The 21,146-nt window shown below is 65.3% G+C and carries 21 protein-coding genes; 15 read left to right on the top strand and 6 right to left on the bottom strand.

Features of this window, described 5'->3' with window-relative positions; genetic code table 11:
- Positions 1 to 13 precede the first annotated feature (13 nt).
- The 6 genes from EPB08_RS08055 to EPB08_RS08030 all read right to left on the bottom strand — a co-directional run bounded on the left by EPB08_RS08055 (position 14) and on the right by EPB08_RS08030 (position 5,366).
- The gene (locus EPB08_RS08055) at positions 14 to 952 is read right to left on the bottom strand and encodes a peptidylprolyl isomerase (protein WP_130618530.1); all 939 of its coding nucleotides are present in this window, start codon (positions 950 to 952) and stop codon (positions 14 to 16) included.
- A gap of 147 nt (positions 953 to 1,099) precedes the next feature.
- Positions 1,100 to 2,068 carry a GTP cyclohydrolase FolE2 gene (gene folE2 / locus EPB08_RS08050; RefSeq protein ID WP_130618529.1) on the bottom strand — a complete coding sequence of 323 codons (969 nt, stop codon included), beginning with the start codon at positions 2,066 to 2,068 and terminating at the stop codon, positions 1,100 to 1,102.
- 36 nt (positions 2,069 to 2,104) lie between these two features.
- A complete protein-coding gene (locus tag EPB08_RS08045; protein ID WP_130618528.1) occupies positions 2,105 to 3,409 on the bottom strand; it encodes a S8 family serine peptidase in 1,305 nt (434 codons plus the stop codon).
- Positions 3,406 to 4,038, bottom strand: coding sequence for an anti-sigma factor family protein (locus tag EPB08_RS08040; protein ID WP_130618527.1), 633 nt, complete (start codon positions 4,036 to 4,038; stop codon positions 3,406 to 3,408). The genes EPB08_RS08045 and EPB08_RS08040 overlap by 4 nt, the downstream gene beginning before the upstream one ends.
- Positions 4,035 to 4,619, bottom strand: a complete 585-nt coding sequence (locus EPB08_RS08035) for a sigma-70 family RNA polymerase sigma factor (protein WP_130618526.1) — start codon at positions 4,617 to 4,619, stop codon at positions 4,035 to 4,037. The genes EPB08_RS08040 and EPB08_RS08035 overlap by 4 nt, the downstream gene beginning before the upstream one ends.
- Before the next feature lie 69 nt (positions 4,620 to 4,688).
- Entirely contained in the window at positions 4,689 to 5,366 is a 678-nt protein-coding gene (locus tag EPB08_RS08030; RefSeq protein ID WP_130618525.1) for a TorF family putative porin, read from the bottom strand.
- Between the two features lie 775 nt (positions 5,367 to 6,141).
- Between EPB08_RS08030 and EPB08_RS08025 the strand changes: the two genes are divergently transcribed.
- The 15 genes from EPB08_RS08025 to EPB08_RS07955 all read left to right on the top strand — a co-directional run bounded on the left by EPB08_RS08025 (position 6,142) and on the right by EPB08_RS07955 (position 21,137).
- Complete coding sequence (locus EPB08_RS08025) at positions 6,142 to 6,576, top strand: sugar 3,4-ketoisomerase (RefSeq protein ID WP_130618524.1); 435 nt, start codon at positions 6,142 to 6,144, stop codon at positions 6,574 to 6,576.
- Positions 6,561 to 7,226 (top strand): acetyltransferase, encoded by a 666-nt coding sequence (locus EPB08_RS08020; RefSeq protein WP_130618523.1) that lies wholly within the window; start codon positions 6,561 to 6,563, stop codon positions 7,224 to 7,226. Before EPB08_RS08025 ends, EPB08_RS08020 begins: the two co-directional genes overlap by 16 nt.
- A gap of 5 nt (positions 7,227 to 7,231) precedes the next feature.
- Positions 7,232 to 8,185 (top strand): glycoside hydrolase family protein, encoded by a 954-nt coding sequence (locus EPB08_RS08015; RefSeq protein WP_130618522.1) that lies wholly within the window; start codon positions 7,232 to 7,234, stop codon positions 8,183 to 8,185.
- Positions 8,172 to 9,101 (top strand): GNAT family N-acetyltransferase, encoded by a 930-nt coding sequence (locus tag EPB08_RS08010; RefSeq protein WP_130618521.1) that lies wholly within the window; start codon positions 8,172 to 8,174, stop codon positions 9,099 to 9,101. Before EPB08_RS08015 ends, EPB08_RS08010 begins: the two co-directional genes overlap by 14 nt.
- A complete protein-coding gene (locus tag EPB08_RS08005) occupies positions 9,101 to 10,213 on the top strand; it encodes a DegT/DnrJ/EryC1/StrS family aminotransferase (protein WP_130618520.1) in 1,113 nt (370 codons plus the stop codon). Before EPB08_RS08010 ends, EPB08_RS08005 begins: the two co-directional genes overlap by 1 nt.
- The gene (locus EPB08_RS08000) at positions 10,210 to 11,484 is read left to right on the top strand and encodes an O-antigen translocase (protein ID WP_130618519.1); all 1,275 of its coding nucleotides are present in this window, start codon (positions 10,210 to 10,212) and stop codon (positions 11,482 to 11,484) included. The genes EPB08_RS08005 and EPB08_RS08000 overlap by 4 nt, the downstream gene beginning before the upstream one ends.
- On the top strand, positions 11,463 to 12,410 hold the full coding sequence (locus EPB08_RS07995) for a glycosyltransferase family 2 protein (RefSeq protein WP_130618518.1): 948 nt from the start codon (positions 11,463 to 11,465) through the stop codon (positions 12,408 to 12,410). The genes EPB08_RS08000 and EPB08_RS07995 overlap by 22 nt, the downstream gene beginning before the upstream one ends.
- Positions 12,407 to 13,549, top strand: a complete 1,143-nt coding sequence (locus EPB08_RS07990) for a hypothetical protein (RefSeq protein WP_130618517.1) — start codon at positions 12,407 to 12,409, stop codon at positions 13,547 to 13,549. The genes EPB08_RS07995 and EPB08_RS07990 overlap by 4 nt, the downstream gene beginning before the upstream one ends.
- Positions 13,546 to 14,388, top strand: a complete 843-nt coding sequence (locus EPB08_RS07985; protein WP_229238255.1) for a Wzz/FepE/Etk N-terminal domain-containing protein — start codon at positions 13,546 to 13,548, stop codon at positions 14,386 to 14,388. Before EPB08_RS07990 ends, EPB08_RS07985 begins: the two co-directional genes overlap by 4 nt.
- Before the next feature lie 207 nt (positions 14,389 to 14,595).
- Entirely contained in the window at positions 14,596 to 15,429 is an 834-nt protein-coding gene (locus tag EPB08_RS07980) for a class I SAM-dependent methyltransferase (RefSeq protein ID WP_130618660.1), read from the top strand.
- 4 nt (positions 15,430 to 15,433) lie between these two features.
- Positions 15,434 to 16,663 carry an amidohydrolase family protein gene (locus tag EPB08_RS07975; RefSeq protein WP_130618516.1) on the top strand — a complete coding sequence of 410 codons (1,230 nt, stop codon included), beginning with the start codon at positions 15,434 to 15,436 and terminating at the stop codon, positions 16,661 to 16,663.
- Positions 16,663 to 17,361, top strand: coding sequence for a class I SAM-dependent methyltransferase (locus EPB08_RS07970; protein ID WP_130618515.1), 699 nt, complete (start codon positions 16,663 to 16,665; stop codon positions 17,359 to 17,361). Before EPB08_RS07975 ends, EPB08_RS07970 begins: the two co-directional genes overlap by 1 nt.
- A gap of 20 nt (positions 17,362 to 17,381) precedes the next feature.
- Positions 17,382 to 18,887: a B12-binding domain-containing radical SAM protein gene (locus EPB08_RS07965; protein ID WP_130618514.1), complete on the top strand. Its 1,506-nt coding sequence runs from the start codon at positions 17,382 to 17,384 to the stop codon at positions 18,885 to 18,887.
- A 13-nt stretch (positions 18,888 to 18,900) separates the two neighbouring features.
- Positions 18,901 to 20,028 carry a glycosyltransferase family 4 protein gene (locus EPB08_RS07960; RefSeq protein ID WP_130618513.1) on the top strand — a complete coding sequence of 376 codons (1,128 nt, stop codon included), beginning with the start codon at positions 18,901 to 18,903 and terminating at the stop codon, positions 20,026 to 20,028.
- The gene (locus tag EPB08_RS07955; protein WP_130618512.1) at positions 20,025 to 21,137 is read left to right on the top strand and encodes a glycosyltransferase family 4 protein; all 1,113 of its coding nucleotides are present in this window, start codon (positions 20,025 to 20,027) and stop codon (positions 21,135 to 21,137) included. Before EPB08_RS07960 ends, EPB08_RS07955 begins: the two co-directional genes overlap by 4 nt.
- The last annotated feature ends 9 nt before the right edge of the window (positions 21,138 to 21,146 follow it).

Below are 21,146 nucleotides of genomic sequence, written 5' to 3'. Positions count from 1 at the left end.
GCGAAGACGCAGCTCAAGGCTGCGTCTTCGCCTCGCGTGCGGGGACGCTGATGCTGCACAGGTCGATCTTGCCGGCGGGATTGCGATAGAAGTCGTCGCGGCGGTTGCGCTTGGCTTCGATCAACGCGGCAAAGGTAGCGCTGTCGGTACGCAGTACTTCAATCTTCGGGCGTTGTTCCGGCGGCAGTTCGGAGGCGAGCTGGATGGCGCTGATGCCCAGGCGCTGCTCGGGCTTCTCGTAGAAGCCCAGCGGGCCCGTGCCGCGCGGCAAGCCGGACAGGTATTCCATGCCCTGCAGCACGCGGCCAACGACGGCGAGGTTGCGATCGAGTCCGCGCGGTGCCTGGCCGATCGCCACGTACAGGGAGGTGCCGCTACCGGTCTCCGGATCGACATCACGTGCCACGCCGACCATGCCGTAGCAGTGCGTGAGCCATTCCTGTCCGTGCGCCTTGTCGCGACCCACCGGGAAGCCTTCGGAGAAGCCGACCTCCGGCGCGTAGACGTCGCCGTCGGGCAGTCGCGTGAACGGCAGCCTGGTGTCGAACGGGCGGGTGTATTCCGGCGGCAGCTTGGCCTTGGCGCTGCCCAGCGGCTTGAGCTTGCTCTTGTCGCCGTTGTCGTCGTCTTCCGGATCGCCCCACTGGGTCACGAAGTTGTCCTGCACGCGCACGATGGCGAGTCCGTCGAAGTAGTGCTCATGCACCAGCGTGCGGATGTTGACGACATGCTGCGGGGTGAAGTCCGGGGCCAGCTCGATCAATACCTGGCCCTGCGGCAGCTTCATGATCAGCAGGTTCTGCGGATCGGGCGTGCGCCACTCCTGCGGTTGCGACTTGCTCAGCAGTTCCTTCGGCGTCGGCGTGTGCGCCGGTGTCTGGTCAGCGGCCAGGCTGATGGCAGGAAGGGTGGTGGCGAGTGCGATGGCAGCAGCAAGGCAATGGCGCAGCATGGGGTCCCCCGACGTTGGAAAGACCTCACGTTAACAGAGCGATGACGAGTCCATAAAGCACACGAAGCGAGCAATGCATCGGTCGCGCGTAATTGTTGCGTTGCATGATCGCTTTCGAGTGCCGGGTGTCACGCGCGGAATGCCGACTCAGGCGGCGTTACTCGATGAAGGTAGCAAGGGCTCAAGGCGATCCAGCGATCCTCCGCTCGCATAAGCCACGGCATCGTGCGGGTGCAGGCTTTCGTGATGCGCGACGCGTACCTTGAACCCCGTAATGGCGGCATCGTTTTCGAGTGCGCGCTGTATGCGACGTGCGGCGTCTTCGCAGAACATCAGGTTGCCGCCGTTGGCGAGGGCGAAGGCCTGTTCGTCCTCGCGTTTCACGGCTGTCTGTACCGGCGTGCCCAGCACGTGTTCGACGCGATCAAGCAGGGCGATCAGCTGAAGCGGTGCGCCGTGCGCATACCGGACGCGCAGGCATGCCGTGCTGCGTTGCGCATGGGGTGTGGCGACGATGCCTTGCTCGCTGCCCAGCCATGCCAAGACGCTGGCATGGTCCAGCGGATGGCCGGCAGGAAAATCCTCGGCGAACTGGCGCTGGATGAGCTGGCGCGAGAGCGCCGCGGAAGCGGGGCACGTGGACGAATACACCACTTCCGTGCCCAGTTCGAACTGGAAGCCTTGTTCCGAGATGCTTGCTTCCAGGCTGACCGGATACGCGCGCCAGCCCTGGTTGTGGCTGCGCAGGGCGGGGCGGCGAACCAGGTGATCGAAGCGGATGCGAACGTGCGCACGATCAGCGAGGCCTTCGTGCGAATGCAGGAAGGCCCGGAGCAGCTTCTCCAACGATGGCGCATCGACGGGGTTGCGATCCAGATGTGCTTCCGCCAGCAGGTAGAGGCGCGACATGTGGATGCCGCGTTGTTCTGCGCGAACGAGATTCACGAAGGCGTCGACTTTCGCAGCGGAGCGCTGTGCGTTGCCGTCGCCGGCATCGAAGCACACCGGCAACGCGATGCCTTCCATACCCACCCAGTCGAGCTGGCCGGCCGGACCGGGCGTGACGTGCGCGCCGATATCAGGGAGAGGGCAAACCGCGCTGTCTCTGTTTTTCACAGGAGCATCCATGAGGGCGCGTGGCAGCACGCGATGTCAGTGCGAAGCCGGGTGCTGCGCCTGCAGCGTGCTGACGGCGGAGGCGGCGTTCACCTGCAGCTTGCCGGCGGTGGTCTTGCTGGTGCGCAGCAACAGATCGTGCACCGAGCGGGCATCGAGTTTCGGCGCGATGGCCAGCAATAAGGCGACGATGCCGCTCACGTGAGCGGCAGCCATCGAGGAGCCCGTGGTGAAGTCATAGCCACCACCGGGCTGGGTGGTGAGGATGTCGTTGCCGGGCGCGCTGAGGACCCCGGGTGGCGCCTGCGATGGAGCGCTCACACGCACCACGATGACGCCGGGCGCGTCGTTCGGAAACCCGCCGTTGTTGCCTTCCGGTGGCATGGCTGCAACCACGATGCGCCCTTGCCGCAGCAGTTCACCCAGCAGCCGGTTGAGCAAGGGGTCGGCCGGGCCGCCCAGGCTGAGGTTGACGATGCGTGCATCGGTGTCGATCACCGCGGCCAATGCCTTGGCGAGCGTGAAGGAGTTGCAGTGCGCGCCGCTGTCCGTGCCGGGCAGGTACCAGCAGGCCTTGTAGACATTGAGCATCGCCTTGGGCGCCATGCCGACGATGCCCAGGTGGTTGTCGCCGATGGCCGTGATGATGCCTGCCACTTCGGTGCCATGGCTGTCGGCGTTGAAGGCCGCGACGTTCGCGTCCACCAGGTTGCGTGCCTGGGCGATGCTGCCCTGGATGTCGGGATGCATCATGTCCACGCCGGTATCGACGATGGCCACATGCACGCCGTCGCCCTGCGTGACACTGTGCGCAACCGCCGCTTCCGTTTCGACGAAGCCGCGCTGCAGATTGGCGTACGGGTCGTTGTACTGGTGCGCTCCCTTGGTGGTGTCGGCGTAGACGGCATAGTCCTGCAGCGGTTGTGCGAGCGCCACGCGACTGTCCTTCGACAGCGTTTCGAGCATCGCTTCGCGGGTCATGCCCGGTGGTGGCTCCAGCACGATGCAGTAGAGGTCCAGCGACTTGATGGGCCAGCCGGTGATTTCGCGAATGCCGTAGCTCTGCTTGAGCGCGGCGAGCGTGGACACGGCGCGCTGGCCGGCACCGTAGGCGCCAGCGGGCGCGTAGCCGAGCAGGCTGGAGCCGGCGTGCGTGGCCGGAGGATCGAGCGGATTGGCCACGGCCAGCACGATGTCGCGACGCGTATCCATCGCCTGCACATGGGCGATCGGACCCTGCGACGGATCACCGTTTTGCGGCGCGGTGGGGCGGGGTGGCGTGCAGGCACCCAGCATCAACGCTGCCAGGATCAACAGCGATACGAGGACGCCTTGCTTCATGGAGTGTTCGCGACGGGCTCCGCGAGGCGGATGCCGTGGGTGGTACGCAGCTTCTGCAGCGTGTCCCTGGACGATGTGGATCCGTCCGAGGCGACCACGGTATAGGCGCCGACCTCGTTGGGGCCGCCAATGACCTGCAGCCTGAAGGTATGCAGCAAGGTGTCCCAGTCGGCCAGCTTCATGGTGTCGTCGGGCACGACATGCATGGCACCCGTTGGCAGCGGCGCGGACGCCTGGCTCAGGGTGCGATAGTCCGCCTGGCTGGCTTCCGACCACAGCCGTGCACCGAGAACACCGATGCCGATGGCCTGCACCAGCACGGCGGCAACCAGGGCCCGCGTGACCCAGCTCGTGCGGCTACGCTGGCGCGCAGCGCGCGTGTCGGGCGCGTCGATGCGCGCCAGCAGACGTCGAAGCCCGGCGTCCACATCGACGGGGACGTCCTGCGGCAGCGAAATGGCCAGGCGCAGCCGGCTCTGCAGCTCGAATTCGGAGCGACAGGCTTCGCATTGCGCCAGATGCTGGTTCAGCCACTCGTCCTGATCCCGTGTCGCGCTGTTCTGCAGCGACCAGGGCATGGCATCCCAGGCGCGGGCACAGTCCTTGCCGATGTCCGTCGGAAGCTTCATGGCATGCTCTCTTTACGAATGGGCGGATCTCCCGCAAGGGCCGGCAACGTGTTGCGCAGTTTGACCCGGGCGTGGAACAGGCGCGCCTTCACCGTGCCCACCGGGCACTGCATGATGACGGCGACGTCATCCAGGGTGTGGCCCAGGCCGTACACCAGTTCGATCACTACGCGCTGGTCCGCGGACAGGCGGCTGAGGCCCTTGGCCAGCCAGTCGCGCAGTTCGCGGTCCTCATCGGGGCAATGGGCCGGGAACCGGTCTTCCGACAATGCATCGTCATCCACCGGCTCGTCGCCATGCTGGCGCAGCGCCTTGAGCCCACAGCGGTAGGCAATGCCGATGATCCAGGTGGAGACCCGCGAGTCGCCGTGGAAGGTGCCGGCCTTTTGCCAGGTGATCCACAGGCAGTCGTTGATCACTTCCTCGATGACGTCGGAACGTCGCGTCAGCCGGGAAAGAAAGCGACATAGGCGCCCGTGGTAGCTGCGATAGAGCACAGCCAACGCGGCACGATCGCCCGCCGACATGCGTTGAAGCAGCATGCGGTCTGTCGCGTCTGCGTCGATGTCGGCTTCGGTCATGGCCGTCTCATAACGATGGTGGGTCAGCCCGTGAGTGCCGCTCTGGCACCAAAAGGTTGCCTGCGGGCGTCAGAACGACCATGAGACAGTGGCAACCCAAGGGGCTGTGTCCGGATAACCCTGCATATGGGGGAGACCCGAGGTTGCGATGCGGTCCATTTCCACACGCCAGGGGCCGTAGTTCCATAGCAGTCCGGCATGGCCATAGCTATAGGTCTCCAACCGGTTGTACGCGTAGTACTCGTTCCCATAGTACGCGTACTGGACAAAGTTGGACTGGATGATGCCGAGGCCGGCGGACAGCGAAAAATGGTGGGGCAGCGGCCAGTGGAAGCCGATGTCCGCGGCGCCGTGCAGCTTGTGTTCGGCCTTGCCCACGGGATAGATCGCCGATACGCCCAGCGTGAGCACGTCCCGGTAGATCCAGCTCACCCCGGCTTCGGTGCGATCGAAGCTTTGCGTGTGCTGGCTGACGGGATAGTCGTAGTAAGCGAGGTTCGCCTGTATCTGCCAGTCCGGCGACAGCGACCACGACTTGGCCGCCTGGGCCAGCGTTTCGGCGAAGCGGTCGGGCTCGCGCGCTTCGACGCCCGCGGAAATCCCAAGCAACCATCCCTTGGCGAAGGACCAGGACATGGCGCCCTGCAGGATCGGCGTCTGCGGCGTGACGGCCTGGCCCCGGTCCACCAGCTGCGAGCTGAGCGCCACGGTGCCATTGATACTCGATGACTGCGCATGGATAGCCATGGGCAGACAGGCGCCCACCAGCAAGGCGAGGTGGCGTGCGCAGGCTCTGCCGGCGCAGGCTTGGCGGAAGCGAAGGGAAGCTGCGCAGGTGGAAAGGAGCGCGGTCATGGGCGGGTCAGGCCCGCCACCGCTGCCGCCGCGGAAGCTCCACGGTCGGATTCCCGGGGAGAACAGCCGTCAACAGGCCGTCGCTGCCGAAGCTGGTACGACACCTTCGGTGCATGCACCGCTCCCCGGTGTGGAGTTCAGGCGATTCTATACAGTCGGCCGGGTCAAGGTGTGGGGTCAACCGGAGGTGTCGAATCGCGAGGGCAGGTACTCCAGCGGATGCGGTCATCTGGGCGGCTCGTCTTCATACAGGTACCCGCGTTGGCCTGCCTCGCCGGCAGCGACAGATAACTGCATCGCTTGCCCGTTCTCCATGTCCATCGGGCCTTGCCGAAGGGCACTCCGAGCAGCGTGAGGAATGTGCTGCCCATCGGCACGGGTCTCCCATGGAAGGGTAGTGCGTGTCGCTGTACCCGCTGCCGCGCTGCGGGTACGCGAGAGTGAGGCCGCAGATGTACCGGAGCATGCAGGTGAGGCCTGGCTTCTGGTCGATGGGGCTGAAGGCACGAGGGTCAGGGCGGTCATCGCATGCTAGGTGCCTGCAGCGTCGCGAAAGGTTGCATGCGCCTTGCAGCCCCTTTACGGCGACTGCGAGCGCAACCTTTCGCCGGTCAGGCGGCACTCAGCTAACGACATCGTCCTCGAGTGTTTCCGCCTAGCCACCGACATGGAAATCGAACGAATCCAGTTGCAGCAGCATGGCGATGATCGCGGCATGCTCATTTCGTTGGAGCAGGATCTCAACGTGCCGTTCGAGATCCGTCGCGTCTACTACCTGTTTTCCACCAGGTGCGGCGTGCACCGCGGCATGCACGCCCATCGCAATCTCAACCAGCTTGCGGTCACCGTACGCGGCTCGGTCACCTTTCTTGTCGACGATGGCAGGGGACCGTGCGAGGTCGTGCTGAACGACCCGTCGCAAGGTCTGTTGCTGCGGCGCATGGTGTGGCGCGAGATGTACGACTTCACCGAGGACTGCGTGTTGATGGTGCTGGCCGACCAGTTGTACGACCCGGCGGACTACATCACGGACTATGCGTTGTTCCTGCACGAAGTGGAATCGGCTTATCCGGGAGACATGGCAGCATGCCAAGGCCGCTAGTGCTCATCGGAGCGGGTGAGCTAGCGCTGATCGCCTGCGAATACTTCCAGCACGACAGCGACTACGACGTCGCGGCCTTCAGCGTCGAGCGTGCCTTCCTCGACCAGCCCACGCTGGCGGACCGGCCGGTGGTGCCCTATGAGGAACTGGAGAGGCATTTTCCTCCGGCGGACTACGACGCGTTCGTAGCCATTCCGGCGAGCCAGCTCAATCGCCTGCGCACGCGCTTCTACCTGGACGCCAAGGGCCGGGGTTATCGGTTCGCCACCTATGTCAGTTCGCGCGCCTTCGTGTGGCGCAATGCGGAGATCGGCGAGAACAGCTTCATCTTCGAGAACAACGTGATCCAGCCGTTCGTGCGCATCGGCAACAACTGCATCCTGTGGAGCGGCAACCACGTGGGGCATCGCACGGTGCTTCGGGACAACGTGTTCGTGGCCTCCCATGCGGTCATCTCCGGCTATTGCGACATCGGTGACAGCAGCTTCATAGGGGTCAACACCACCTTCAACGACCACGTGAAGGTGGCGCAGGACAACGTGATCGGTTCGGGCGCCCTGGTGACGCGCGATACGGAGGCAGGCAGGGTCTATGTCGGTTCGCCCGCACGTGCAGTACCGGACCGCTCCAGCTTCGACGTGAGGCTTTGACACCCATGTTCGATTGGACCAAGAGGGGGCTGGTTTTCGACACCGCCCGCCAGGGCGTGGGCGGCTGGATGGCGCATTCGGCACTCACGCCGACGCCGTGGCGCATCGATGACGGCCTCATCCGCGTCTATGCGGGCTTCCGCGACGAGGATGGCGTAAGCCGTATCGGTTACGTGGACGTACGGGCCGACGAGCCATCGTCCATCGTGCGCGTGAGTGGTAAGCCAGTGCTGGATGTCGGGCGGGGCGGGTGCTTCGACGACAGCGGCATGATCCTCGGCGATCTGGTGGATACACCCGATGGCCTGCACATGTTGTACGTGGGCTTCCAGCGCGTGGCTCATGCGAAGTTCCTCGCCTTCACGGGACTGGCGATCTCGCGGGATGGCGGTGAACGTTTCGAGCGTGTCCAGGAAACACCCATCCTGGACCGTGCACCGGGGCGCAGCACCATCGGTGCAGTGCATTCCGTGCTGCGTGAAGGTGATCGCTGGCGACTTTGGTACGCGGTGGGTGACGACTGGGAAACCATCGGTAGTCGTTCGTTTCCCCGCTACCACATCCGTTGTGTGGAGACGGACGACCTCACGGCGATAGCTCGCGAGGATCATGTCTGCCTGCGGCCTCGGGGCAGCGAATACCGCATCGGTCGTCCGCGCGTCTATCGATGGGGCGATGGCTACGTCATGTACTTCACGCGAGGTAATGTGACGGGCGAATATTTCCCTGGCGTGGCCTACAGCGCGGATGGCATCCATTGGGAGCGCCACGACGAGTCGCTGGGCCTTTCGCTGTCGCCCAGTGGATGGGATTCGAGGGTCATCTGCTATCCCGCCCTGATCCGGCAGCGCGACAAGCTGCTGATGTTCTACAACGGCAATGACATGGGGGTGGATGGCTTCGGCGTAGCCGAAACCCAGCCGCCGTCAGGCATGGGAGGCAGCCATGCTGGCGGTTAGGCCTTATGCGCCGACGGACGCGGACGCCTGGGACGCGGTGGTCGCGGAGTCCAGGAATGGCGTGCTGCTGCATCGGCGCGGCTACATGGACTATCACGCCGATCGCTTCACGGATCGCTCTCTGATCGTCGAGCGCCGTGGCGTGCCGGTGGCGGTGTTCCCTGCCAACGTACTGGGCAAGACCGTGGTGAGCCACGGCGGCCTCACCTATGGCGGCCTGATCTCCACCCATGCGCTGCGCGCCGAGTCGACGCTGGAGGCATTCGGTCAGATCGGTGAGCTCTATCGCTCGCTGGGTGTCGACAAGGTCGTCTACAAGGCCGTGCCGCACGTGTTTCACCGCTATCCCGCCGAGGAGGACCTGTATGCATTGCATCGGCTCGGGGCGCGGTTGAAGCGCCGCGATATCGCCTCCGTCATCGCCTTGCATGAACCCTTCCGCTTCACCGATGAGCGCAAGCGCGCGGTCAGCAAGGCGCGCAGCAGAGGCCTGGCGATCCACCCGAACAACGACCCGACCGATTTCCACGCGCTGCTGTCCGACGTGCTGCGCAAGCACGACGCCGTACCGACCCACAGCCTGGACGAACTTCGCCTGCTGCAGTCGCGCTTTCCGGAGCAGATCCTGCTCTATGAGGTACGCCACGAAGGACGCCTGCTGGCGGGCTCGGTCGCGTACGACTTCGGCCGCGTGGTGCATACCCAGTATCTGGCCACCTCGGATGAAGGGCGTCGCGAGAATGCACTCAGCCTTCTGCTGGCCGAGCTGATCGCGTTCTATGCGGGACGCCACTACTTTTCGTTCGGCATCTCCACCGAGCAGGAGGGGCGGGTGCTCAATGGAGGGCTGGTGGCGCAGAAGGAGTACTTCGGTGCGCGTGGCATCGCGCACGATTTCTACGAGTGGGTGCTCTGATGAGCGTCCCCTTCCTCAGTGCCGGCGAAGTGAATGCGCGCCATGCCGACGAGCTGAAGGCTGCCGCTGCACGCGTGATCGATTCAGGCTGGTACATCCTGGGCGAGGAAGTCGCGGCGTTCGAACGCGAATTCGCCGCCTATTGCGGCGTGCGGCACGTGGTGGGGGTGGGCAACGGATTCGATGCACTGTCGCTGATCCTGCGTGGCTACAAGCAGCTCGGTGCGCTGCGCGAGGGTGACGAGGTGATCGTACCCGGCAATACCTTCATTGCCAGCTTCCTCGCGATCACAGAGAACCGCCTTGTCCCCGTGCCGGTCGAGCCCGACCCCACGACCTTCAATCTCGATCCCATGCGCGTGGAAGACGCCATAGGGCCACGCACACGCGCCATCATGGCGGTGCACCTGTATGGCCAGCTGGCGGACATGCCCGCGTTGTCCGCACTTGCCAGACAGCACAAGCTGCTGCTGATCGAGGACGCCGCGCAGGCCCACGGCGCGGTCGGGTCGGGGAGAAAGGCCGGTGCGTGGGGCGATGCGGCGGGGTTCAGCTTCTTTCCGACGAAGAACCTCGGGGCGCTGGGCGATGGCGGCGCGGTGGTCACCGACGACGATGCGCTCGCCAGGTGCATTGCGGCGCTACGCAACTACGGTTCGGAGGTGAAGTACCACTACCCGTACCAGGGCATCAATTCGCGTCTCGACGAAATGCAGGCCGCGATGCTTCGCGTGAAGCTGAAGTACCTGGACGAAGACATTGCGCGGCGGCGCGAAGTGGCGAGGCGTTACCGTGAGGGTATCCACCACTGGAACATCCTGCTTCCCACGGTGATCCATGAAGAGGGGCACGTCTGGCACCTGTTCGTGGTGCGCAGCGATCGCCGGGACGAACTGCATCTCCATTTGGAGAGCCATGGCATCCAGAGCCAGGTGCACTATCCGCTGCCACCGCACTTCCAGCCGGCTTATCCCTCGCTGCATGACATCCGGCTGCCGCTCACCGAACGCCTGCATCGAGAGGTGCTGAGCCTGCCGATGGGGCCGACGATGGACGCGCAAGCGGTCGCGCAGGTAGTGCAGGCCTGCGAGACCTTCGGGGGCGCGCGGTGAACATCATGCGCGCGAGCTTTTACACGGCGGCCTCCACCGCCGCGCGCCTGCTTGCCGGATTGGTGGTGATCAAGCTGGTGGCCTCGTTCGCTGGGCCCGAGGGCGTAGGCAAGTTCGGCCAGTTCATGAGCTTGATGTCGTTGCTCGCCGTGCTGGCCGGCGGCGGTATCAGCGCGGGCATCGTCAAGTACGTGGCCGAGTATCGCGACGACAAGGTGCGCCTCACGCGCCTGCTGGGAGCGGCGCTGTGGTACGCGCTCGGCGCTTCGCTGCTGATGGGCGTGGTCACGCTGGTCTTCAGCCAGCCGCTTGCGCAATGGCTGCTGGGCGACAGCCGTTACGCCAGCCTCATCCGCACCCTTGCCGTGGCACAGTTCGGCATCGCCCTGGCCAACTACGTGCTGGCCGTGATCAACGGTTTCATGGACGTGCGCCGATTGGCGCTGGTGCAGGTCGCGGGCTCCATTCTCAATGTCGCGATGGTGGCGTGGCTTTCGCACTGGCTGCATCTGTACGGGGCGTTGCTGGCCCTCGTGCTGGGCCAGGCGCTCTGGCTGGCAGTTGGCCTGCCAGCGTGGTGGCGCAGCCCGTACTTCCGGCGCGGCATGCTGCGGCTGCGCTTCGACGGCGACATGATCAGGCGGCTGGCCCGTTTCTCGGTGATGACACTGACCGCGGCCTTGCTGTCGCCGCTGGTCAACATCGCGGTGCGAGACTACCTGGCCAGCGAGTTCGGTTGGGAGCAGGTGGGTTACTGGCAGGCGGTGAGCAAGGTATCCGACGCGTACCTGCTGTTCATCACCACGGCCATCAACGTCTATTACCTGCCCAAGCTCGCCTCGATCGACGACCGCGCATCGCTCGTCATGGAGCTGCGCAACGCCTACCGGTTCCTGTTGCCGCTGGTGGTCGTGCTTGCCCTGGCGGTGTTCATCGCGCGTGGCTGGGTGACCCTGCTGCTCTTCAACGAAGGTTTTGCCTCCGCCAACGTCCTGTATGGGCCGCAACTGGTGGGCGACGTGATCAAGATCGCGTCCTTCGTTCTGTCCTACCTGATGCTGGCCAAGGCGATGACGCGCCTGTTCGTCGCGTCCGAGTGCGTGTTCGCCGCCAGCTACCTCGGACTGGTGTACGCCTTCACCGCGTACTTCGGGCTGGTGGGGGCGATGTACGCGTTCACGGCCAACTACACGCTGTACTTCCTGTTCAACGTATGGGTCGCGCGTCGATTCCTCGGAGGGTTGGGGCAATGGTCGCCGCAATACCCATGAGCGCGCCGGCCTTGCCGCTGGTCTCCATCCTCATCCCGGCGTTCAACCACGAACGCTTCATCGAGCGTTGCCTGGACAGTGTGCTGGAAGATCCGTATCCGGCCAAGGAGCTGGTGATCATCGATGACGGTTCCACCGACGGTACCGCTCGGCGCATCGAAGCCTGGATATCACGGCACCGGCGGGACCTGCCCGTGGAGTACGTGCGCCGCGACAACCGTGGCATCGCGGCGACCTTGAATGAACTGGCCGCGCGGGCACGGGGCGAGTTCCTGCGCCTGGGTGCAAGTGACGACTATCTGCTGCCCGGCGGTCTCGATGCACTGGTGGGTTACCTGCTGGCTCATCCGCGCAAGTGGGCGGTAATCGGCGATTCCGTGGTGGTCGACCAGGACGACCGCAGGTTGCATGAGAGCGGGATGCGCGATCTCCACCATGCGGACAAGCGCCTTTACGCATCCGACGATGGCATACGCTTGGCCGTGATTACCCAGTGGGCCGTCGGCGGACCGGTCGCGCTGATCCGCAAGCGCGCGTTGGAGAGCGTGGCCGGCTGGAGCGAAAGCCTGCGCATCGACGACTGGGACTTCTTCCTGCGACTCGCGGCGCATGACGCCATCGGTTTCATCGACGTGAATGTCTGCGCATATCGCATCCACAGCTCGAACCTGAGCCGGACGCGCGACGCCCGCGCGCGGATTCTCAACCTGATCGAGGCGCAGAACGTCGCAATCCGTCGTGAATGCCTGTTCCAGGAGCCGTACCGGTCCCTGCTGAAGGCGCAATCCCACTATCTCGGCGCCAAGATTTCCTTCCTGCAGCGGCGGTACGGCTCGGTGACCGTCCACATGGTGGTCTATCTGTCGCTGTTGGCGGCCTCGCGCATCAAGCTGCGCGCCGCTATGCATCTGGCGGAGGGCGCATGAGGGCACTGCTGCGACTGCCGTCGGCCTACCTCTGCCTGCCCATGCTGCTGACCTGCGGGCTGACGGTGTTCGTCTACGACCTGCCGGCGGACTACATGGAAGGCATCGTCCTGCTGCTGGCCACGTCGACGACTATCCTGCTGTTCGACGTCATGGCCGGTCTGCGCCTGCCGTCGCCGGGGCGGTTCCGCGAGTGCAGCTATGTCGGTAGCCGCCAGGCATTTGTGGCGCTGACGTTCGCGGCGCTGATCATCCTGTTCTGCGTGCTCGACCTGACGCTGTACCCGATACCGCTGATCGATGCGCCATCCTCGTATGCGCGCATGGAAAACGGGCGCGATCACGTGCGCCATATCTCCGACATGTGCTGGGTGTTGCCACCGATCGGCATGCTGTGCACGCGTAGCAAGTGGTTGCGCACGACGCTGATGCTGATCGGCTTCGTGTTTCCGGTGCTGGTGATCGATCGCAACCGTATCTTCGCGGCGCTGTTTGCCACGGCCCTGGTGATCGTGTTTCGCCGGGACGCCGCCCGTCCTTTGCCGTGGAAGACGGTGGGCCTGCTGGCCATCATCGGCGCCACGGTGTTCTCGGTGCTCGGCGTGCTGCGCTCGGGCACGTTGGAGACGGTCACGCTGCCTTTCAGCGACAGCTACCGGTCGATGCCGGTTGGTGTCCGCTGGCTGCTGCTCTATGCGAGTGCCGGGCCCTACAATTTCGCCTCGCTGCTGGCCAAGCACTATGCCAACACGACGTTCCTCATCAACCAGATCGTGCCGATGGCTGGCTCGGTCGCCACCGCCGGCACGGGCATTCCGCTGGACGCGTCGAACATCAACGTAGGGTCGGAGTTCCTGCCGTTCCTGCTGGCGCTGGGTCCCATGGGGGCGATCTTTTCGATGGTGGCGCTGTATGCGTCGCTGCGCTGGAGCGTGGCCCGCCTTTTTCCACGGGTGTCGCTGTTCCCACTCCTGATTTTCCTGCGCATGGCCTACGTGTGCCTGATGTCGCCGTTCGCACCGCAGGCGTTCACCTGGACCAATGCCGGCTTCATCGGTGTCTGCCTGCTGCTGCAGGCACTCGTGGTCCTGCTTCCCAACCGGCGCGAAGCCGCCGCTGCAATCGGGCTATCGACATGAACTTCAACAAGCCGGTGACCATGGAAAGGGACGAGATCTACCTGATCGACATGTGGCGGATCCTGGTTCGCGAGTGGAAGTGGTGCCTGGCCGTGCTGGTGCTGGTGCTGGCCGGCACCTACGCGTTTGCGCACCTGGCGAGGCGGCAATGGGAGGCTTCGGCGTGGATCCTGATTGGCCAGGTGGGGCAGGTACCTCAGGGGCAGGATCCCAAGGTGGAACCGATCGCCCGAGTGCTGGAGCGCTTGCAGACGACGGCGTTCCAGAACGACGTCACCGGGAGCCTTGGCCTTGCGCCGGCTTCGCGGGAGGCGCAGCTCTATCGCAAGAGCCTGAAGCTGGAGCCGCTGCCCTATGCGGGGCCGATGGTGCGCGTGAATGTGCGTGGCGAGTCCCCGGCGCAGGCCCGCCAGTTCGCCGAGGCCACGGTGGCGCAGTTGCGCGCCGTCCACCGCGGTATGGAAGCCACGCCATTGTCGTTGGCGCATGCCCGCCTGGACGAAGTGCAGACGGAATTGAAGGAGGCGCTGGCCGATCGCGATCGCCTGCTGCAGGCAGCCCGCAAGGACGATGCGGGCGGGAAGGATGCCTCGCTGGTCAGCGTGCTGCTTGCCAGCAAGAGCGAGGACATTCGCAACCTTCAGATGCAGCAGAGCGATCTGGCGATGCGGTTGAGCCCCAACTTCACCTACGAGACCTCGTTGCCCTGGCCCGCGTACGTGCCGGAGCGACAGGCCTTTCCCAATCCCGTGTTGACCTATGGCATCGGCCTGCTCGCCGGACTGGGGCTGGGCGCGTTTGCGGGTGTCGCGCGCAATGCGGCGCGCCGCAGAGGCTAGGTCCCACGCCGCGAAGGAGATGGCCCGGCTCGCGCGAGCCATTCAACCAAAGGTCTGCGCAAAAGCACTCACGTCAAGGATGGTTGCGCCATGCGTGGCGATGCGATGCACGAGTGAGCAATCAGTCGATGGCAGCAGGTCGGAGCGTGAATGGACATGAGCGGACAGCACGGATTGGGTAGCGGGCAGGAGGGCGCCGTCGTGCGGATGGAGCGCCGGGCTGTCTGGACGTCGCCGCTGGATGAAGGCCAGCTGCTCGATACCCAGCGCGCTTTCGACAGCGTGGCAGCCGACTACGACGGGCCGCGCGGCAACAACGAACTGATCCAGCGCATGCGGGTTTCCCTGTGGGAGACCGTGCTTGAAAAGATTCCCGTGGGTTCCAGCCTGCTCGACCTCGGCTGTGGCACCGGCATCGATGCCATCGAATTCGCGCGGTGTGGTTACCAGGTGGCCGCCACCGACTGGTCCCCTCAGATGGTCGGGCGCACGAGGTCGCGTGCCGCCGTTGCCGGGCTGGAGTCCCGGGTGACGGTCGCGCACCTGGGCATACAACAGCTCGGCCAGCTCCAGGAGCAGTTCGATGGCATCTACTCGAACTTCGGACCCCTCAATTGCGTGCCCGACATGCAATCCGTCGCGGGTGAATGCGCTCGATTGCTCAAGCCTGGCGGCCACCTGGTCTTTTCTGTCATCGGTCGCATCTGCCCGTGGGAAGTGATGCATTACGCGTTGCGCGGTCGCCTCAAAAGGGCAGGCGTGCGTGCCAGTCGTGGCGCCACCGCGGTGGGCATGAATCGCCACACGATCTGGACGTACTACTACCTGCCACGCGAGTTCTATCGTGCCTTCGCCGAACACTTCGCGCTCGATGGCTACCGCGCACTGAGCTTGTTCCTGCCGCCACCGTATCTGGTCGACTACTACCGCCGCCATCGCCGCTGGTGCGAGAGGCTGGGGTGGCTGGATGACCGCTTGGGTGGCCTGCCGCTGCTGCGCGACATGGGCGACCATTTCCTCATCGTGATGCGTCGGCGGTGAGCCGATGGACACCTTGCCGCCGACACCAAGCGTCAGCCTGCAACGTGCGGGGATCGTCCTTCCGGGCAGCGTTTCGCGTGCGCCGCTGTCGATTCGCGAAGGTCGCGTAGCATCCTCGCCGGCATCCTGGGCTTACCGGGTCGACCTGCGCGGTCACCTGGTGTTTCCCGGCCTGATCAACGCGCACGATCACCTGCATGTCAACGCGGTGCCACCGCTGGCGCACGATGCACCGTTCGCCAACAGCTACGCCTGGATCGAAGCCTTCCAGTCGCATTTCGAGCAGGCGACGGTGGCCGCCGTCTTGCGGCATCCCAAGGCTCTTCGCATGCGGCATGGCGCACTGAAGAACCTGCTGGCCGGCACGACGTGCGTGGCGCATCACGATCCATGGCACCCGGTGCTGGATGCCGCCGATTTTCCCGTGGCCCTGGTACGAGGGCATGGCTGGAGCTACGCGCTCGGCTGGCCCAGCTACGGACCGCCGGTGAAGGACAGCTTCGCGGCGACGCCACCCGACAAGCCGTGGATGATCCACCTCGCGGAGGGCACCGACGAAGCCGCACAGTCCGAGTTGTCCCTGCTGGACCAGCTGGGTTGCCTCGCGGCGAACTCGGTGCTGATTCATGGGGTGGGCCTGCATGAGCGCGACATCGAACGTATCGTCGAGGTGGGTGCGAGCGTGGTGTGGTGCCCGTCGAGCAACCTCAACCTGCTCGGCGCCACGCTCGAGCCACGGCGCCTGCACGCTGCGGGTTGCCTCACGCTGGGCACCGATTCGCGCTTGAGCGGTGCACGCGATCTGCTTGAAGAATTGCATGTCGCGATGGCGCAGGGGGAGCTCTCCTCGGCGCAGCTGCTTGCACTGGTGACGACCGAGGCATCGCGCCTCCTGCGCCTGGGCTCGCGCGGAAGCCTGATGCCGGGAGCGCCCGCGGACATGTTTATCGTGGAGGACAAGGGTGGTGCCGCCGCCGACAGCCTGCTCGGCATCGATCGCAGCAACATTCGAGCCGTGGTGCGCGAGGGCCTTCCGCGTATTGCCGATCCCGACTTTGCCGAGTGGTTCGATGCCGCGGGCATCGATGTCGTTCCGGTCATGCTGGATGGACGGCCCAAGCTGATTGCACGCGAGCTGGCGGAGCCTGCGCTGATGGCGATGGAGCCGGGACTCGAAGCGGTGCCTGCACGCCCAGGCCAGGTGTATGACCTGAGGATGGAGGTGCAGCAGTGATGTCGCGTCCACCGATACTCGATCCGCTCGAAGCGTATGCGTTGTGGGCACCGAATTATCCGGCGCGGGCCCACAACCCGGTGATGCTTGCGGAAGAGCGGGCGATGCTTGCCCTGCTGCCCGCACGCCTGGAGGGCTATTCCGTGCTCGACGCTGGCTGCGGCAGCGGCCGGTACATGTTGCATGCGCTGCGCCGTGGCGCGACACGCGTCACCGGCGTGGATGCGTCGCCGGCAATGCTCGATCGTGCTGGCGAGGAGCTGGCCGGTGTGCGGGGCGATGCCGTGATCGAGCTGGTGCAGGGCGATCTTGCCGCCTTGCCGATGCCGAACGCCTGGGCCGATCTCACGTTGAGCGGGCTGGTGCTCGGACATATCGACAACCTGGAGCGCCCGCTGGCGGAACTGCGCCGCGTGACGCGTCCCGGCGGTCTGTTGTTGTGCAGCGACGTGCACCCGATCGGGCACGCGCTGGGTTGGCTGCGCGACTTCAAGTCGGGTGGTCAGCGTTACGCGATACGACACATCACCCATCTGTACAGCCATTGGCACGCAGCCTGTGCGGCGCTCGGCCTGGAGATCGAGGAGGTGGTCGAACCCATGCTCGACCCCTCGGACGTACCCGACGGAGCGCGCTTCGACCCGATGGCACTGCAGGTGCCTGTGACCATCGTCTTCCAGCTGAGGCGGCTGCCCTGACGGTTGCCCGGATCACGCCCATGACCAACACACTGCTGATCAACCCGACCATCACCTCCCGCTCCAGCGCGCGATTCCCGCTGTCGCTGCTGAACCTCGCCGCGACGTTGGACCGGACAGGTCGCAGCCGCATCGTCGACGGCAACGTCGACCGCGATGTGGTCAACGAAGCGCTGCGCGCGATGGAAAGCGAGCGCTTCCATGCCGTGGGCATCAGCGTGATGGGTGGCCCGCAGCTGGCGCCGGCCATCGCGCTGTCCAAGGCCATCCGCGCGCGCCATCCCCGGGTGCCGATCACCTGGGGAGGCTATTTTCCGACGCTCAACACCGAAGCGGCGCTCGCGGCGCCGTATGTCGACTACGCCATCCGCGGCCAGGGCGAGCAGACCTTCAGCGAACTGGTCGCGGCGCTGGGCAAGGCGGCGGTGCCCGATGTCGCCGGTATCGATGGACTATCGTGGAAGCGAGGTGGTGCCACGATCCACAATGCACCGCGCCGCTTTAGCCATGCCGACCCCGGGCGCGTGCTGCCCTACGAAAAGCTCGGCGATCCACGTGGCTATCTCGCACGCACTTATCTCGGCAGACGCACGGCAGCGCACCAGGCCGCGATCGGTTGCCGGTTCCGCTGCACGTTCTGTGGCGTGGCGGCGATGTTCGGTGGCACGACGATGCTGTCGTCGGCAGAGCGGCTCGACCGCGACCTGAGTTATCTCAAGTACGAGTTGGGCGCCGACTCGGTGCAGTACTTCGACCACAATTTCTTCGACCGCGAGGAAGACATGATCCCGCTGCTCGAAGTCATGGCGCGCCATGAGATGCCATGGTGGTGCTATGCACGCTCCGATGCCTTGCTCAAGCTGTCCGACCGGGCCTGGAAGCTGGTGCGCAAGAGCCGGCTGCGCATGGCCTACATCGGTGCGGAATCGCCCAGTGGCCAGATGCTCAAGGACATCCGCAAGGGCACGCGACCCGATCAGACCGTCGCGGCGGTCGAGGCGTGCCGGCGAAACGGGGTGATTCCCGAGCTGTCCTTCATGGTCGCGCCCCCGGAAAACACCGAAGAGGAAACCGAACATACCTTCGAGTTCATCCGCGAGTTGAAGAAGATCAATCCGCACAGCGAGGTCGTGGTCTACGTCTACACGCCGCTGCCGGAATTCAGCCGCAACGAAAAGGACCGCGCCAGGCGACCCTCGGCGCCACTGCTCGATCTCAACGGCGAGCCTGTGGTTTTTCCCACGACCGTGGAAGAGTGGGCCCAGCCGCGATGGGTCAATTACACGTGCCATGCCGATGCGCCGTGGCTGACCGACCGCATGCGCCAGCGCATCCATGATTTTGTGACGGTGCTGCGTTGCCGCTATCCCACCGTGCAGGACATGCGCTCGCCACCGTGGGCCAAGCGGGCGCTTAGCACGGCGGCGGCGTGGCGTTATCGCTACCGCCGCTACGACCGCCCATGGGAGCTCGATCTCGCCAACCGTCTGGTGCGGCTGCGCATGCCGCAGGTCTCGGGACTCTGAATCGGTGGGCTCCGTGCATGTTGCGCAGATCAATTTCGTGGTCCCTCCACTGGAATGGGGGCCGGACGAGGTGTTTCATCACTGGCCGTCGTTGCCGAACGTGGCCGAGGCGGTGTGTGCCAGCGGCACGCGTGTTTCGGTGATCCAGCTGGCGCTGCGTTCGGAGCGGGTGGAACGGCACGGTGTCGACTATCGGTTCGCCAGCATCGATGGCGCGAAGCGGCCTGTGGATCGTGGTCACCTCGTGGCCCGTCTGCTCGAAGCACTGGATGTCGATGTGATCCACGTGAACGGGTTGGGGTTTGCAGAGGAAACCTTCGCCCTGGCCGGGCACCTGCCACAGGTGCCCATCGTGCTGCAGGATCATGCCAATCGTCCGCCGCGCTGGTGGCGGCGACCACTATGGCGCCGCTGGTATGGAGTGGCTTCCGGCGTGGCGTTCACCGCACTGGAACAGGCGCGCCCGTTCATCGAAGCCGGTTTGTTCGGGACGTCGACCCCGCTCTTCGCCATACCCGAGTCCAGCAGCCACTTCACGCCGGGCAGCCAGGCGCAGGCGCGACTGGCGACGGGTCTGTACGGCGATCCCTGTGTGCTCTGGGTGGGTCACCTCAATCGCAACAAGGACCCATTGACCATGCTCGAAGGCATCGCCCAGGCGGTGCCTCACCTGCCGGAGCTGCATCTGTGGTGCGCTTTCGGCAGCGCGCCGTTGATGGAAGACGTGCGGCGCTGCATCGACGCCGATGCGCGACTGGCGGGTCGCGTGCACCTCATGGGCAAGGTGGCCCACGCGCTCGTGGAATCGCTGATGCGCGCTGCCGACCTGTACATCTCGGCCAGCCACGTGGAAGGTAGTGGCTACGCGCTGCTCGAGGCGATGGCCTGTGGCGTCAGGCCGGTGGTCACGGACATTCCGTCATTCCGCGCATTCACCGCGAACGGCACGGTCGGACATCTGTGGCCACGGGGCGACGCATCGGCCCTGGCTGCCGCGTTGATTCGCGCTGGCACGAATGACCTGCCGCGTGACCGCGTGCGCGCCCATTTCGATGCATCGCTATCGTTCGATACCGTGGGGCGCCTGTGGACGCGCGCCTATGCGCAAGTCATCCAGCAACGGTGGCGGAGGGCCTCGTGAAGCTCGCGCTGGTGGTGCCGGGTGGCGTGGACCGTACGGGCGAGTTCCGCGTGATTCCCGTGCTGCTGGCATTGATCGAGCGGCTGGCCCGCGTGCATGAAGTCCATGTCTTTGCGCTGCGTCAGGAGCCGGCGGCGGACCGCTGGGGCTTGTCCGGTGCCACCGTGCACAACATTGGCGATGGCTGGTCGCGTATCCGTGCGATTGCGGCGATCCGCGAGGAACATCGCCGCGGACCGTTCGACCTCGTGCATGCGATCTTCTCCGGATCGTGTGGACTCGTGGCGGTAGCGGCGGCGAGGCTGCTGGGCCTGCCCAGCCTGGTGCATGTCGCCGGCGGGGAACTCGTGGCGATGGACGAGATCGACTACGGCGGGCGTCGGCGCTGGAAAGGCCGGATGCGGGAGGCCGTGGTGCTGCGCGCTGCGGACATCGTCACCGGGGCAAGCCGGCCCATCGTCGATTCGCTGCGGAAGCTGCGTATCCAGGGACGCCGCGTACCGCTCGGCGTCGATCTGCGTTCCTGGCCACCGTTGTGTCCGCGCGAGCGCCATCACGGCACCGCGAAGCTGATTCACGTCGCCAGCCTCAACCGCGTCAAGGACCAGGCGACCCTGCTGCGCGCGCTCGCCGTGTTGGCGCGAAAGGGCGTTGCGTTCAGCATGGATATCGTCGGCGTGGACACGCTGCATGGCGAGGTTCATCAGCTGGTTCGCCAGCTTGACCTGGAACGCCATGTCCGCCTGCTCGGCTTCAAGACACAGCGCGAACTGCGTCCGCTGATGGAGCGGGCCGACCTGTTGGTGATGTCGTCATGCCACGAAGCGGGGCCGCTGGTACTGCTCGAGGCGGCGGCTGTCGGGGTCCCTACGGTCGGCACGGAGGTGGGGCATATCGCCGAATGGTCGCCCAAGGCAGCGCTCGCGGTGCCGGTTGGCGACTGGTCGGCGCTTGCAGGCGCCATCGCGCGGGTGCTCACTGACGAACCGCTGCGATTGCGTATGGCCCTGGCAGCACAACGCAAGGCCATGCTGGAAGATGCGGACTACACCGCGAAGTCGTTCGAGACGCTGTACCTGCAGTTGCTCACGGGCGGTCTCGACGGCTGACGTGGTGGA

The sequence above is a fragment of the Dyella amyloliquefaciens genome (genome assembly GCF_004296575.1).
GTDB classification, from domain to species: Bacteria; Pseudomonadota; Gammaproteobacteria; order Xanthomonadales; family Rhodanobacteraceae; genus Dyella; species Dyella amyloliquefaciens.
This window is presented reverse-complemented; position numbering and strand designations above follow the sequence as displayed.

Bases quoted from the DNA above. Each gene is read 5' to 3' on its own strand.
- EPB08_RS08015 (WP_130618522.1), top strand. From the start codon at position 7,232: ATGTTCGATTGGACCAAGAGGGGGCTGGTTTTCGACACCGCCCGCCAG.
- EPB08_RS08005 (WP_130618520.1), top strand. From the start codon at position 9,101: ATGAGCGTCCCCTTCCTCAGTGCCGGCGAAGTGAATGCGCGCCATGCC.
- EPB08_RS08035 (WP_130618526.1), bottom strand. From the start codon at position 4,619: ATGACCGAAGCCGACATCGACGCAGACGCGACAGACCGCATGCTGCTT.
- EPB08_RS08045 (WP_130618528.1), bottom strand. From the start codon at position 3,409: ATGAAGCAAGGCGTCCTCGTATCGCTGTTGATCCTGGCAGCGTTGATG.
- EPB08_RS07985 (WP_229238255.1), top strand. From the start codon at position 13,546: ATGAACTTCAACAAGCCGGTGACCATGGAAAGGGACGAGATCTACCTG.
- EPB08_RS08010 (WP_130618521.1), top strand. From the start codon at position 8,172: ATGCTGGCGGTTAGGCCTTATGCGCCGACGGACGCGGACGCCTGGGAC.
- EPB08_RS08040 (WP_130618527.1), bottom strand. From the start codon at position 4,038: ATGAAGCTTCCGACGGACATCGGCAAGGACTGTGCCCGCGCCTGGGAT.
- EPB08_RS08055 (WP_130618530.1), bottom strand. From the start codon at position 952: ATGCTGCGCCATTGCCTTGCTGCTGCCATCGCACTCGCCACCACCCTT.
- EPB08_RS07975 (WP_130618516.1), top strand. From the start codon at position 15,434: ATGGACACCTTGCCGCCGACACCAAGCGTCAGCCTGCAACGTGCGGGG.
- EPB08_RS08020 (WP_130618523.1), top strand. From the start codon at position 6,561: ATGCCAAGGCCGCTAGTGCTCATCGGAGCGGGTGAGCTAGCGCTGATC.
- EPB08_RS07970 (WP_130618515.1), top strand. From the start codon at position 16,663: ATGTCGCGTCCACCGATACTCGATCCGCTCGAAGCGTATGCGTTGTGG.
- EPB08_RS07990 (WP_130618517.1), top strand. From the start codon at position 12,407: ATGAGGGCACTGCTGCGACTGCCGTCGGCCTACCTCTGCCTGCCCATG.
- EPB08_RS08030 (WP_130618525.1), bottom strand. From the start codon at position 5,366: ATGGCTATCCATGCGCAGTCATCGAGTATCAATGGCACCGTGGCGCTC.
- EPB08_RS08025 (WP_130618524.1), top strand. From the start codon at position 6,142: ATGGAAATCGAACGAATCCAGTTGCAGCAGCATGGCGATGATCGCGGC.
- EPB08_RS07980 (WP_130618660.1), top strand. From the start codon at position 14,596: ATGGAGCGCCGGGCTGTCTGGACGTCGCCGCTGGATGAAGGCCAGCTG.
- EPB08_RS07965 (WP_130618514.1), top strand. From the start codon at position 17,382: ATGACCAACACACTGCTGATCAACCCGACCATCACCTCCCGCTCCAGC.
- EPB08_RS07995 (WP_130618518.1), top strand. From the start codon at position 11,463: ATGGTCGCCGCAATACCCATGAGCGCGCCGGCCTTGCCGCTGGTCTCC.